The organism is Delftia sp. WSY_7 (genome assembly GCF_043104845.1).
GTDB lineage: Bacteria > Pseudomonadota > Gammaproteobacteria > Burkholderiales > Burkholderiaceae_C > Comamonas > Comamonas tsuruhatensis.
Genome location: NZ_JBICLB010000034.1, coordinates 462,659 through 475,130 on the forward strand (window position 1 = coordinate 462,659; position 12,472 = coordinate 475,130).

Here is a 12,472-nt window from a genome sequence, read left to right on the forward strand (position 1 = left end):
GCCCCTTCTCGCTTCGCGGAGGGGGCGTACGGGCAGCCGGCGACACCCTCGGTGCGGGGCGGCGCGGCCGGCGTAGGCCCTTCCTCGGTGTCTCTGGGTTGGGCCGTGGCGGTTTTGGGGGCGGCGCCAGGCTTTGATCTGATGCGCTGGTGCTGCTTTTTTTGGCGTTCCTGATCGCCAATCCAGCGATCAATCCAGCCATCAATCCAGCGCCTTCTGCCTGCGCATGGTGGTGAAAAGAACGGCCAGGCTGGCGGCGGCGCCGGCCACGCCCAGGGCGGCGAAGAGGGGGATGCCCCACAGGCGCGGGCCCATGGTCAGCAGGCCGGGGGCCAGGCCCAGGATGAAGGCTCCGGAGACCACGGCCAGGGCCAGGCGGGTGGCGGCGCGTTCCAGGGCCTGGGAGAGGCGGTCGATGTGGCGTATGTCCAGGTCGGCCTGCAGCCGGCCCGAGCGCAATCGTTGCATCACCAGCCGCAGGGTGTGCGGCGCGTCGTCGGCCAGGTCCATCCATTGCGCCATGGCGGCGCGGCGCTGGCGCGCCAGGCTGCGCAGGGAGTAGCGCTGCAGCAGCTGGGCCTTGACCAGGGGCGTGGCCGTCTGCACCACGTCGAATTGCGGGTCCAGCTGCAGCAGCACCTGGTCGGCCGTGATCAGTGCCTTGAGCAGCAGCGCCATGTCGGCGGGCAGGGCCACGCCGGTTTCGCGGGCCAGGGCCATGAAGTCCTGCAGGGCGCGGGACATGACCAGGCGGCCATTGCTGGCGCCGGGGCCATGGCGGGTCACGAAGCGGTCCACGGCAGCCTCGATGCGCGCGGCCGAGGGCGGGGCGCGGCCGGGCATTTCGCTTTCGGCCGCCCATTCCAGCAGCACGCCCGAGAGGCTGCGGCCCTGGCCCTCGACCAGGGCGCGCATCAGGCCCAGCACCTGGCGGCGGCGCTGGGGCGACAGCCGCCCGACCATGCCGAAGTCGATGAAGCCGACGCGGTTGCCGGGCAGGGCCAGCAGGTTGCCGGGGTGCGGGTCGGCGTGGAACAGGCCGTCGCGCAGCACCATCTGCAAAAACGCGCAGGCGCCACGGCGCGCCAGCAGCGGGCCGTCCAGCGCGGGGTCCGCACCCACGGCCGAGGCCGGCACGCCCGGCACGAAGTCCTGCACCAGCAGGCGCGGCCCGCTCAATGCCCAGTGGATGGCCGGCACGACGATCTCGGGCTGGGCCGCGAAGTGCCGCGCCACGGCGTCGCCGTTGTGGGCTTCGACGGTGAAATCCAGTTCCTCGCGCAGCGCCTGGCCCAGCTGGCGCGTGACTTCGCGCGGGCGGTAGCGTGCCAGTTGCGGCCATTGTTCCTGGGCCAGCAGCGCCAGGTGCTCGAGCAGGCGCAGGTCGGCCTCGATCTGGGGGCGCAGGCCAGGGCGCTGGACCTTGACCACGACTTCGATGTCGGCAGCGCTGGCCGCAGGGGTGCTGTCGCTGTCGCTGCCGCTGCCGCTGCCGTCCTCCTGGTCTTCCCGGTCATCCCGGTCTTCAGCCGCAGGCAGCCGCGCGCGGTACACCTGGGCCATGGAGGCCGAGGCCAGCGGCACGGGGTCGAAATGCGTGAACACCTGCTCCACGGGCAGGCCCAGCGACTGCTCGATCAGCGGCTGGGCCGTCTCCCAGGGCAGCGGGGCGGCGTGGCTGTGCAGTTGCTGCAGGGCGGCCGTCCATTCGGGCGCGAGCAGGTCCGAGCGCGTGGCCATGATCTGGCCCAGCTTGACGAAGCTGGGACCCAGGTGTTCGAGGGCCATGCGCAGGCGCTCGGGGCGGCTGGCATCCAGCGGATGCTCGGGATGGGGCTGGCTGCCGCGCGGCGCGAAGCGGGCCAGGCCCAGCGTGTCGACCAGGTCGGCCAGCCCGAAGCGCAGCAGCACGCCGACGATTTCCTGCAGCCGGGCACGGTCGCGCACGGCGACCACGGCGGTTTGCAGCATGGGCATCTCCTGTCGGTGGTGGCAATGCGGTCCATTGTGCCGATGCGCCAGACGCCATTGCGCAGGAATCGCCCGCCTCCGGGGCGGGGCTCAGGCCAGCCGCTGCACCTGTACCGCGCAGTCGTAGAAGCTGGGCGCGCGGCCCAGGTCGGTCAGGCGCTGGTGGGTGAGCTCGTTGACATTGGTGCCGTTGACGCCGTGCTTGCGCCACCAGATGCCCAGGCCGTTGACCACGCCACGGCGCGCGCGGCCGTTGAGGGTTGCGTGGCATTCGTAGCTGCCCCGGTCGTTGAAGACGCGCACGCGGTCGCCCTCGGCCACGCCGCGCGTGGCGGCGTCGTCGGGGTGCAGCTCCACCAGCGGGCGGCCTTCCATGGTGCGCAGGCTCTTGACGTTGACGAAGCTGCTGTTGAGAAAGTTGCGTGCCGGCGGCGAGATCATGGCCAGCGGGTAGCGCGCATCCGTTTCGGCGGTTTCGTAGTTGGGCAGGTAGTCGGGCAGCGGGTCCATGCCGCGCCGCGCCAGCTCGGCGCTGGTGAATTCGCAGCGGCCCGAGGGCGTGGCGAAGCCGCCCTCGGCAAAGGGGGCCTCGGGCAGGGCCAGGGTGGCAAAGCCCTTGTCCAGCAGCTCGTTGAAGTCCACGCCGCGCCCCTCGAAGGCTTCGCGGCACAGTTGCTCGTCTCCCGTCTGGAAATGGGCGGCGGCAAAGGCGTCGTCATGCCGCGCCATGTGCGCGGCCAGGTCGCGGAAGATCTGGCCGTTGCTGCGCGCCTGGCCCAGCGGCGCGATGGCGGGGCGGTTGAGCAGCACGTCGGTATGCCCGTAGCTGCCGTGGATGTCCCAGTGCTCGATCTGCGTGGTGGCCGGCAGCACGTAGTCGGCCAGGTCGGCCGTGTCGGTCATGAACTGCTCCAGCACCACGGTGAACAGGTTCTCGCGCGCAAAGCCGGCCACGACCTTGGCCGACTCGGGCGCCACGGCCACGGGATTGCTGTTGTAGACCACGATGGCGTCCACGCGCGGGCCGAAGCCATTGCCGCCTTCGTGCAGCAAGGCGTCGCCGATGGTGCTCATGTTGATGGTGCGCGGGCGGCGCTCGCCCAGCAGGTGCGGCATCTGCAGTCGGGCGCGCTGCGCGGGCAGGGCGCCCGAGGCGGACAGCAGCAGGCCGCCCGCACAGTGGCGCCAGGCGCCCACCAGGGCCGGCAGGCAGGCGATGGCGCGCACGGCATTGCCGCCGCCGCGCGCGCGCTGCACGCCGTAGTTCAGGCGGATGGCGGCGGGCGTGGTGGTGCCGTAGTCGCGCGCCAGCTGGCGGATCTGCTCCACGGGCAGGCCGCAGACCTGGGCCGCGCGCTCGGGCGGCCACTGCAGGGCGCGGGCCTTGAGTTCCTCCCAGCCCAGCGTGTGGCGTGCAATGTAGTCGTGGTCCAGCCAGCCGTGCGTGATCAGCTCGTGCATCAGGGCCAGTGCCAGGGCGGCATCGGTGCCGGGCAGCAGCTGCAGGTGCTCGTGGCATTTGTCGGCGGTCTCGGTCTTGCGCGGGTCGATGCACACCAGGCGTGCGCCGTTGCGCTTGGCCTCCAGCGCATAGCGCCAGAAATGCAGGCTGCTGCCGATGCTGTTGCTGCCCCAGATGAGGATGAGCCGGCTTTCGGTGAAATGCTCCACGCGCATGCCCAGCTTGCCGCCATAGGTCAGGTTCAGGGCCTCGCCCCCGGCGCTGGAGCAGATGGTGCGGTCCAGCAGCGAGGCGCCGAGCTGGTGGAAGAAGCGCCGGTCCATGCTCTCGCCCTGCACCAGGCCCATGGTGCCTGCGTAGCTGTAGGGCAGGATGGTTTCGGGATCGCGCGCCGCCAGCGCGTGCAGCCGGGCGGCGATGTCGGCCAGCGCCTCGTCCCAGCCCACGGGCTCGAACTGCCCGGAGCCCTTGGGGCCCACGCGGCGCAGCGGGGTGAGCACGCGCTCGGGGTGGTAGCTGCGCTCGGTGTATTTGCTGACCTTGGCGCAGAGCACGCCGCCCGTGTGCGGATGGTCGGGGTTGCCCTGGACTCTTTTGGCGATGCCGTCTTCGACCGTGGTCACCAGCGAGCAGGTATCGGGGCAGTCATGGGGGCAGGCGCCCAGCACCTGTGAGGTGGCCTGGAGTGGGGGCGTGGCGGAGGACATGGTGGCAGCGGTCTCGGACAGGGTGGGTACTTTGCGAAAAAACCGTGAAAAGCCGGGAAAACAGGAAAAGGCCGTCACGGGCAAGGGGCGGTGCCGGTCTTGCATGCCGCAATCGCCGCTTGTCTTTATTATGCGGACCCTTGCGGCCGGCTGCACGCAGCAACGGCGCCGATTCCAGTGACAAAAACAGGCAAGTTCATGCTCCGACCCAAGACGGCGTTCAGCCGCAGACAGTTCATCGCAGCCAGCACGGCTGCTGCCGCCACCTGGACCGGCGCAGTGCGCGCCCAGGACGCGGGAGGCACCATCGTGCTGGGCCAGTCCTGCCCGTTGACCGGGTCTGCAGCGCAGATCGGCCAGCCCTTCCATGAAGGCGCCAAGCTGTACTTCGAACAGCTCAACGCGCAGGGGGGCATTGCCCGGCGCAACATCGAACTGCGCGTGATGGACGACGGCTACGAGCCCGAGCGCTGCGCGGCCAATACCCAGCGCTTCCTGTCCGACGACGTGTTCGCCCTGTTCGGCTACGTGGGCACCTCCACCAGCATGGCCGCGCTGCCGCTGCTGCAAAAGGCGCGCGTGCCCCTGTTCGCACCGCTGACGGGCGCCGACGCGCTGCGCCAGCCCCAGCTGGCCCACCTGGTCTTCAATGTGCGCGCCTCCTATGCCGACGAGACGGCGCTGATGGTGCGCCACCTCACGGGCCTGGGCCTGAAGAAGGTGGCCGTGCTGCACCAGAACGATGCCTATGGCGAGTCGGGCTTGGCCGGTGTCAAGGCGGCCCTGGCCGCCAAGGGTCTGGAGCCCGTGGGCGCGGCCACGGTGGAGCGCAACTCGAACAATGTGGCGGCGGCCGTCAAGACGCTGGTGCCGCTGGGCGCCGATGTGATCGTGCAGATCGTCACCTACTCGGCCAGCGCGGCCTTTGTGCGCGCCGCGCGCCAGGCAGGCTTTGGCGGGCAGTTCTACAACGTGTCCTTCGTGGGTGCCCAGGCGCTGTCGGAGACGCTGGGCAAGGATGCCGAAGGCGTGGTGGTCACCCAGGTCGTGCCCTCGCCCTTCCAGACCTCGCGCCAGATCACGCGCGATTTCCTGGCGGCCATCCAGAAGGGCGGCGGCAAGCTGACGCCCAACTACTCCAGCATGGAAGGCTATCTGGCGGCACGCGTGTTCGCCGATGCGCTGCGCCAGGCCTCGGCCTCGGGCAAGCCCACGCGCGACGGCCTGGTGGCCGCGCTCGACGCCATGCACGGCCAGCAGGTGGCCGGCTTCCCGCTGGTCTTCAAGCCGCAATCGGCCAAGCCGCGCTTCGTGGAGTTGTCCATGCTGACCGGCGACGGCAAGGTCCGGGTGTAGGCTTGCAGCATTGGAGAAGGGCCGGGCCCCTTTCCCGGCTTTCCCTTCGGGTTGGCTCTGCGCGCAGGCGCTCGCGGCGTTGCAGCGCTTGCCAAGGCTTCAGCCTTGGCGGCGCACTGCGCCTTGCGATCACCAGCGCGCAAAGCCAACGCGGGTACTTAAAAGTGCATATCACGCTCTAAAAGGAGAACCCCATGGCCTTGCTGCAGGAACTGCTGGACCGCGCGCCCGAGATCACCGCGCTGCGCCGCGACATACATGCCCATCCCGAACTGTGCTTCGAGGAGATCCGCACCGCCGACCTCGTGGCCCGGCAATTGGAGGGATGGGGCATCGCCGTGCACCGCGGCCTGGGCCGCACGGGCGTGGTGGGCACCATCCACGGCCGTGACGGCGGCGCCAGCGGCCGGGCCATCGGGCTGCGCGCCGACATGGACGCCCTGCCCATGCAGGAGTTCAACACCTTCGAGCACGCCAGCCGCCACGCCGGAAAAATGCATGCCTGCGGACATGACGGCCATGTCGCCATGCTGCTGGCCGCCGCGCAGTACCTGGCCGTGCACTGCGACAGCTTCGAGGGCACGGTGCACCTGATCTTCCAGCCGGCCGAAGAGGGCGGCGGCGGGGCGCGCGAGATGGTCGAGGACGGCCTGTTCACCCAGTTCCCCATGCAGGCCGTGTTCGGCATGCACAACTGGCCGGGCATGAAGGCCGGCACCATGGCCGTGGGCCCGGGCCCGGCCATGGCGTCGAGCAACGAGTTCCGCATCGTCGTGCGCGGCAAGGGCGGCCACGCGGCCATGCCGCACATGGTGATCGACCCGCTGCCCGTGGCGGCCCAGCTCATCCTGGGCCTGCAGACCATCGTCAGCCGCAACGTCAAGCCCATCGAGGCGGGCGTGGTCTCGGTCACCATGGTCCATGCGGGCGAGGCCACGAACGTGGTGCCCGACAGCGTGGAGCTGCAGGGCACGGTGCGCACCTTCACGCTGGAGGTGCTGGACCTGATCGAGCGGCGCATGAAGGCCCTGGCCGAGAGCATCTGCGCCGCGCATGACACGCGCTGCGAGTTCGAGTTCGTGCGCAACTACCCGCCCACCATCAACTCCGCCCCGGAGGCCGAGTTCGCACGCCGCGTCATGGCCGAGGTCGTGGGCGAGGCCAACGTGCTGCCCCAGGAGCCGTCCATGGGCGCCGAGGACTTCGCCTTCATGCTGCTGGAAAAGCCCGGCGCCTACTGCTTCATCGCCAATGGCGACGGCGACCACCGCGCCATCGGCCACGGCGGCGGTCCCTGCACGCTGCACAACCCCAGCTACGACTTCAACGACCAGCTGATCCCGCAGGGCGCCACGTTCTGGGTGAAGCTGGCCCAGCGCTGGCTGAGCGAGCCCACGCGCTGAGGCCCTTGCAGGGTCCGGCCGACACCGGCATGTCACACACCGCACCTAGCATGCGGTCCCTGTGACCTCCATCGAATCCTCCACGGCCGCCGCGCAGGGCGTGGCCGTCCAAGCCCGGCAGCTCAAGCGCATCCACGGCGAGCGCGCCGTGCTCCAGGACATCAGCCTGCAGATCGCCCCCGGCGAGGTGCTGGCCCTGCTGGGTCCTTCGGGCTGCGGCAAGACCACCCTGCTCAAGATCCTGGCCGGGCTGGAGCAGCCCAGCCGCGGCGAAGTCTGGATGGGCGGGCAGTGCTTGGCCAGCGCCTCGCAGTCCCTGCCGCCCGAGCGGCACGACCTGGGCCTGGTGCCCCAGGACCAGGCGCTCTGGCCCCATATGAGCCTGCAGGCCAACGTGGCCTTCGCGCTGGAAATGCGCGGCCTGCCTCGCGCGCAGATCCACGAGCGGGTGCAGCAGACCCTGGGCCTGGTCGGGCTGCAGGGCATGGGCGAGCGTCTTCCCGGCAGCCTGTCGGGCGGCCAGCAGCAGCGCGCGGCGCTGGCCTGTGCCGTGGTGGAGCGCCCGCGCCTGGTGCTGCTGGACGAACCCCTGTCCGGCCTCGACTGCAACCTGCGCGAGCGCCTGTGCGAGGAAATCCCCTGGCTGCTGCGCAGCCTGGGTTGTACGGCCGTCTATGCGACCCAGGACCGCCAGCAGGCCTTCGCCGTCGCCGACCGCGTGGTCGTGATGGAGCACGGCCGCATCCTGCAACCGGGCAGCGCCCGGGGCCAGGCGCCGGCCCCCGTGCCTTGCGAGGCAGACCTATGGCCCATGGCCGGGCACCTGTGCAGCGCAGCATAGGAGGGGCGTAGCCGGTCTCGGTTCGGATGACGGTGAAAAAAGCACGGTCGTTCTAAATTCCTGCTTTTTTGGCTACACTGTGCCGCTACACGAACCGCCCACCAGGAGACCCGCCATGTCCGATCTGAACGCCGCCTTCGAGGCCGCCGTCAAGAACTCCACCTCGATCAGCGAGCGCCCCGACAACGCCACGCTGCTCAAGCTCTACGCGCTGTACAAGCAGGCCACCGAAGGCGACAACGAGGCCAAGAAGCCCAGCTTCACCGACATGGTCGGCCGCGCCAAGTGGGACGCCTGGGAAAAGCTCAAGGACACCTCGGCCGATGACGCCAAGCAGCAGTACATCGACCTGATCGAGTCGCTGCGCTGATCAACGCCACCACCGATCGCAGACACAGACAAGGCCCCGGAATCCGGGGCCTTGTCGTTTCCGGCCACGGCCCCGGCCGGGCTCAGTACTTGTTGGAAAAGTTCGCGCTGATGCGCTGGCGCAGGTACTCCGCGCCCGTGATGGGCGGGTACTTCTTTTGCGGGCCCTCGATCACCGCGTCCTCGTTGGCCTGGCAGAAGAAGGCCAGGCTGTAGCGCGCGCCCTGGTATTCATGGGGCAGGGGATTGCGCACGCGGTGGAAGTTGCTGGGCAGCTGGTCGTCGCTCCAGCGCGTGAGCATGTCGCCGATGTTGCAGGTGATCACGCCCTCCACGGGGTCCACGGGCGTCCATTGCTGGCCCTCCATCTCCTTGCCCGGCAGCACCTGCAGGCCGCCCTGGCCCGCGCGCTGGAACAGCAGGGTCAGGCAGTCGAAGTCGGTGTGGGCGCCTGCGCGCCACAGGCCCAGCTCGTCCTTGAGCGCGGGGTCGACCGCAAAGTAATGCAGCATGCGCAGCGTGCTCTGGTAGGCGGGCACCGAAGGGTCGTGGGCGCGCGTGAAGAAATCCGCATCAAAGCCCAGCTTGTGCGCAAAGCACGACAGCAGCTGCATGCCCACCTGCCAGCACTGGCGCTCGAAGCCCAGCGTGGCCTGCTGAAAGCCCGGCAGCTCCTGCTGCGTGGGCCACAGGCCGGCCATGCGCGGGCGCGTCACCTGGTAGGACTCCTTCTGATCGGGCGTGCGCGTGGAAGGCCGGATCTGCGCCTTGTGCTCCCAGCCCGCATTGCGCGACAGCGGCCACTGCGCCTTCACCTCGCGCGGCAGCGCGAACAACTGCTCGGCACGCCCGAAGGCCGCATCGATATCGGGCTGGGGAATGCCGTGGCCCGACACCTGGAAGAAGCCGATCTCCACCGAGGCCTGCCAGATCGCATCGGCGATCTCGGCCTTGCGGCGGTCGAAGTCGGAGATGTCGATCACCCGCACCTCCCGTGCGCGCGTCTCCTGCCCCTGGCCGCCCATGCGGGCCTCCTTGGCGAGTTCACCCAGCGCGTAATCTGACGCCGGTGCCGAAGGCAGGGTGGAGTTGGTAAGCATGTTCATGGTCTGTTTCCTTTGCCGCAAAGGCAGTGGCAAGGCACGCAGCGGCCGGCGCAAAAAGACACCGATCCCGCCCGTCGCTCTTGAAGTGGCTGACAGGGCACAGGTCGCAGCCACGCCGCTCCCGCACCCGCTTCAAGAGCAATGACCCGCGCCGGCACAGACCGGCAAGCTGAACGCTTCTACTCTTGCCAACCACCCAAGCAAACAGCGCGCCAGCCCGCGAAGGCCGGTTCATGGCCGCCTGCGTTCCATCGTGGTGCAAGAGGGCCGGGCAGCTTGGTGCACGCGCCGCATCGGAACCGTCTGGCACCAATCTGATGCATGCCCGCCGCGTCGAAAACCGGCGCGGCCCAGCCCAGTGACGCCGAGGAAGGGCCGCCCCGCCCCGAGGGTGTCGTCCCCCTCCCGCGCAGCGAGAGAGGGGGAAGGCGCGAAGCGACTCAGGGGGTGGTACGCACTTTGCATACAAGGACGAACGAGTAGAAGCGTTCAGCACGCGCCCAGTGCGCGTTGCCCGGAAATTGCTCATGTCACGCCAGCCGCCCGGCCCCATGCCAGCGGCCGGTCCCCATGTTGATAGCGACTGAGAGTTCCACCATGCAACGCCGCCATTTCCTTGCCGCCGCCGCCCTTCCCGCTGCCAGTGCCGTGATGCCCGGTGCCTTCGCCCAGGGCAAGGCGCTGACACCGCTGAAGTTCACGCTGGACTTTCGCGTGACCTCGCAGACCGCGCCCTTTTTCGTGGCGCTGCAAAAGGGCTACTACCGCGACGAGGGGCTGGACGTGAGCATCGACGTGGGCTCGGGCTCGGTGGCATCCATCACGCGGGTGGCCAGCGGCGCCTACCAGCTGGGCCTGGGCGACATCAGCTCGCTGATCGAGTTCAATGCGCAGAACGCGGGCGCGGCGCGCGTGCAGGCCGTCTACCAGTACTACAACCGCGCGCCGTTCGCCATCATCGGCCGCAAGGACCGGGGCATCACGGGCGAGTTCGCCAGCCTCAAGGGCAAGAAGGTGGCCGCCGCCGCCGTGGAGTCCACGCGCCGCGTCTGGCCCCTGGTTGCGCAGCGCCAGAACCTGCCGGCCGACCTGTTCGCCTGGACCACGACGGAGTTCTCGGCGCGCGACAACGTGGTGGTGCGCGGCGATGTGGATGCGGCCACCTATTTCCATGACTCGGCCGTGTCGCTGTTCGCACGCATCAAGCCCGAGGAGCTGTCGGTGCTGCGCTACACCGATGCGGGCGTGCAGCTGTACGGCAATGCCATCCTGGCCTCCAGCGCTCTGGTGGCCGAGCAGCCGGCGCTGGTGGCGGGATTCCTGCGCGCCAGCAACCGCGCCCTCATCGAATGCCTGGCCCAGCCTGCGCTGGCCGTGGCCGCCGTACGCCAGCGCGAGCCCATCCTGGATGAAAAGCTGGAACTGGCGCGCTGGGCCATCACCTCGCAATACCTGGCCGCGCCCGATACGCAGCGCCACGGCCTGGGCGACATCGACCCGCAGCTGCTGGCCCGACAGGCCGAGCAGGTCAGCCAGGCCTTCGGCCTCAAGGCACCCGTGTCGGCCGATGCGCTGTTCAACCGCAGCCTGCTGCCGCCGCTGGCCGCGCGCATGGCCAAGGCCTGAGGGAGCGCACATGGACCACGCCACCGTTTCACTGCCCCTTGAGGCCTCGCTCGACGAGCGCGACGGCCTGTACCTGCGCCGCGCCATCGCCATGGCCGACCGCGCGCGCCAGCGCGGCAACCGCCCTTTCGGCGCACTCATCGTGGCCGCCGATGGCCGCGTGCTGGCCGAGGCCTCCAACGCCAACGGCGAGAGCGGCGACTGCACGGCCCATGCCGAGCTGTCGGCCATCCGCCTGGCCAGCCCCCTGCATGACCGCGAGGCGCTGTCCGCAGCCACCTTGTATTCATCGGCCGAGCCCTGCGTGATGTGCGCGGGCGCCATCTTCTGGTCGGCCATAGGCCGCGTGGTCTACGGCATAGACGCCGTGCGCCTGCGCGAATTCCGCGGCGAGCGCCTGGACCAGAAGGATGCCGAGCTGTCCTGCCGCGATGTGTTCGCCGCCTCGTCCCACGCCATCGAATGCATAGGCCCGGCGCTGATCGGCGAGGCCGCCGCATCGCACCAGGGCGCCTGGAAAAGCTGACCCGGCCCCGTCCGTCCCCACCGTTTCTTTTGACCACCAGAGAGGAAGCCCACCATGCAAAAACGACTGTTCCTGCACACCGTCCTGGCCCTGTCCGCCAGCGCCGGCCTGGCAACGGCCCATACACAGGCCCACGCGGCCACGCCGCTGAAGTTCCAGCTGGACTGGCGCTTCGAGGGGCCGGCCGCCTTCTTCCTGCAGCCGGTGGCCAAGGGCTACTTCAAGGACGCGGGCCTGGATGTCACGGTCGATGCCGGCAGCGGCTCGGGCGGCGTGGTGCAGCGCGTGGCCTCGGGCGCCTATGACCTGGGCTTTGCCGACATCGCGGCGCTGATGGAGTTCCAGGCCAACAACCCGGACATGCCCAACAAGCCCGTGGCCGTGATGATGGTCTACAACAACACGCCGGCCTCGGTGATGGCGCTCAAGAAAAGCGGCATCGCCAGGACGGCCGACCTCACCGGCAAGAAGCTGGGCGCGCCCGTGTTCGATGCGGGCCGCCGCGCCTTCCCGCTGTTCGCCAAGGCCAACCAGGTCGGCACCGTGCAGTGGACGGCCATGGACCCGCCGCTGCGCGAGACCATGCTGGTGCGCGGCGATGTGGATGCCATCACGGGCTTCACCTTCACCTCGCTGCTGAACCTGGAGGCGCGCGGCATCAAGGCCGCCGATGTGGTGGTCATGCCCTATGCGGACTTCGGCGTGAAGCTGTACGGCAACGCCATCATCGCCAGCCCGAAGCTGATCAAGGAGAACCCGGCCGCCATCAAGGCCTTCCTGCAGGCCTTCGCCAAGGGGGCCAAGGAAGTCATCGCCAACCCGGGCGCGGCCATTGCCTACGTGAAGGAGCGCGACGGCATCGTCAACACCCAGCTGGAGACGCGCCGCCTGCAACTGGCCATCGACACCGTGGTCAACAGCGCCGACGCGCGTGCCGAGGGCTTTGGCCAGGTCGTGCCCACACGGCTGTCGCTGATGGCGTCGCAGGTCTCCGATGTCTACGCCACCAAGACGCGCGTGAACCCGGCCGAGGTCTGGAACGGCAGTTTCCTGCCGTCTGCGGCCGAGCTGAACATCCTGCCCAAGAAGTGACGACAAAGTGATT

General features: G+C 69.4%; 10 protein-coding genes. 7 read left to right on the forward strand and 3 right to left on the reverse strand.

What is annotated here, in order from left to right; genetic code table 11:
• Positions 1-201 precede the first annotated feature (201 nt).
• A complete protein-coding gene (locus ACF8ME_RS16905; RefSeq protein WP_392417483.1) occupies positions 202-1,971 on the reverse strand; it encodes an ABC1 kinase family protein in 1,770 nt (589 codons plus the stop codon).
• 90 nt (positions 1,972-2,061) lie between these two features.
• The gene (locus ACF8ME_RS16910; RefSeq protein WP_392417485.1) at positions 2,062-4,140 is read right to left on the reverse strand and encodes a molybdopterin-dependent oxidoreductase; all 2,079 of its coding nucleotides are present in this window, start codon (positions 4,138-4,140) and stop codon (positions 2,062-2,064) included.
• A 198-nt stretch (positions 4,141-4,338) separates the two neighbouring features.
• On the opposite strand from ACF8ME_RS16910, the gene ACF8ME_RS16915 reads away from it, so the two are divergent.
• The 4 genes from ACF8ME_RS16915 (at position 4,339) to ACF8ME_RS16930 (ending at position 8,110) form a co-directional block, all read left to right on the forward strand.
• The gene (locus ACF8ME_RS16915; RefSeq protein ID WP_209670116.1) at positions 4,339-5,496 is read left to right on the forward strand and encodes an ABC transporter substrate-binding protein; all 1,158 of its coding nucleotides are present in this window, start codon (positions 4,339-4,341) and stop codon (positions 5,494-5,496) included.
• A gap of 194 nt (positions 5,497-5,690) precedes the next feature.
• The gene (locus ACF8ME_RS16920; RefSeq protein WP_392417486.1) at positions 5,691-6,899 is read left to right on the forward strand and encodes a M20 aminoacylase family protein; all 1,209 of its coding nucleotides are present in this window, start codon (positions 5,691-5,693) and stop codon (positions 6,897-6,899) included.
• A gap of 61 nt (positions 6,900-6,960) precedes the next feature.
• Entirely contained in the window at positions 6,961-7,740 is a 780-nt protein-coding gene (locus ACF8ME_RS16925; protein ID WP_392417488.1) for an ABC transporter ATP-binding protein, read from the forward strand.
• A gap of 115 nt (positions 7,741-7,855) precedes the next feature.
• Positions 7,856-8,110, forward strand: a complete 255-nt coding sequence (locus ACF8ME_RS16930) for an acyl-CoA-binding protein (RefSeq protein ID WP_012203065.1) — start codon at positions 7,856-7,858, stop codon at positions 8,108-8,110.
• 82 nt (positions 8,111-8,192) lie between these two features.
• On the opposite strand, the gene ACF8ME_RS16935 is transcribed toward ACF8ME_RS16930, so the two are convergent.
• Positions 8,193-9,215 carry an isopenicillin N synthase family dioxygenase gene (locus ACF8ME_RS16935; RefSeq protein WP_392417490.1) on the reverse strand — a complete coding sequence of 341 codons (1,023 nt, stop codon included), beginning with the start codon at positions 9,213-9,215 and terminating at the stop codon, positions 8,193-8,195.
• Positions 9,216-9,812: 597 nt separating this feature from the next.
• Here ACF8ME_RS16935 and ACF8ME_RS16940 point away from each other — a divergent pair.
• The 3 genes from ACF8ME_RS16940 to ACF8ME_RS16950 are packed head-to-tail and all read left to right on the forward strand — an operon-like array spanning position 9,813 to position 12,459.
• Positions 9,813-10,841, forward strand: a complete 1,029-nt coding sequence (locus ACF8ME_RS16940; RefSeq protein WP_016446613.1) for an ABC transporter substrate-binding protein — start codon at positions 9,813-9,815, stop codon at positions 10,839-10,841.
• 10 nt (positions 10,842-10,851) lie between these two features.
• On the forward strand, positions 10,852-11,367 hold the full coding sequence (locus ACF8ME_RS16945; protein WP_012203068.1) for a nucleoside deaminase: 516 nt from the start codon (positions 10,852-10,854) through the stop codon (positions 11,365-11,367).
• Between the two features lie 54 nt (positions 11,368-11,421).
• Positions 11,422-12,459, forward strand: a complete 1,038-nt coding sequence (locus ACF8ME_RS16950) for an ABC transporter substrate-binding protein (protein WP_017406666.1) — start codon at positions 11,422-11,424, stop codon at positions 12,457-12,459.
• Positions 12,460-12,472 lie beyond the last annotated feature (13 nt).

What these genes read in the sequence shown, in the direction of transcription:
- ACF8ME_RS16905 (WP_392417483.1), bottom strand. Translation starts at nt 1,971, where the DNA reads ATGCTGCAAACCGCCGTGGTCGCCGTGCGCGACCGTGCCCGGCTGCAG.
- ACF8ME_RS16910 (WP_392417485.1), bottom strand. Translation starts at nt 4,140, where the DNA reads ATGTCCTCCGCCACGCCCCCACTCCAGGCCACCTCACAGGTGCTGGGC.
- ACF8ME_RS16915 (WP_209670116.1), top strand. Translation starts at nt 4,339, where the DNA reads ATGCTCCGACCCAAGACGGCGTTCAGCCGCAGACAGTTCATCGCAGCC.
- ACF8ME_RS16920 (WP_392417486.1), top strand. Translation starts at nt 5,691, where the DNA reads ATGGCCTTGCTGCAGGAACTGCTGGACCGCGCGCCCGAGATCACCGCG.
- ACF8ME_RS16930 (WP_012203065.1), top strand. Translation starts at nt 7,856, where the DNA reads ATGTCCGATCTGAACGCCGCCTTCGAGGCCGCCGTCAAGAACTCCACC.
- ACF8ME_RS16935 (WP_392417490.1), bottom strand. Translation starts at nt 9,215, where the DNA reads ATGAACATGCTTACCAACTCCACCCTGCCTTCGGCACCGGCGTCAGAT.
- ACF8ME_RS16940 (WP_016446613.1), top strand. Translation starts at nt 9,813, where the DNA reads ATGCAACGCCGCCATTTCCTTGCCGCCGCCGCCCTTCCCGCTGCCAGT.
- ACF8ME_RS16945 (WP_012203068.1), top strand. Translation starts at nt 10,852, where the DNA reads ATGGACCACGCCACCGTTTCACTGCCCCTTGAGGCCTCGCTCGACGAG.
- ACF8ME_RS16950 (WP_017406666.1), top strand. Translation starts at nt 11,422, where the DNA reads ATGCAAAAACGACTGTTCCTGCACACCGTCCTGGCCCTGTCCGCCAGC.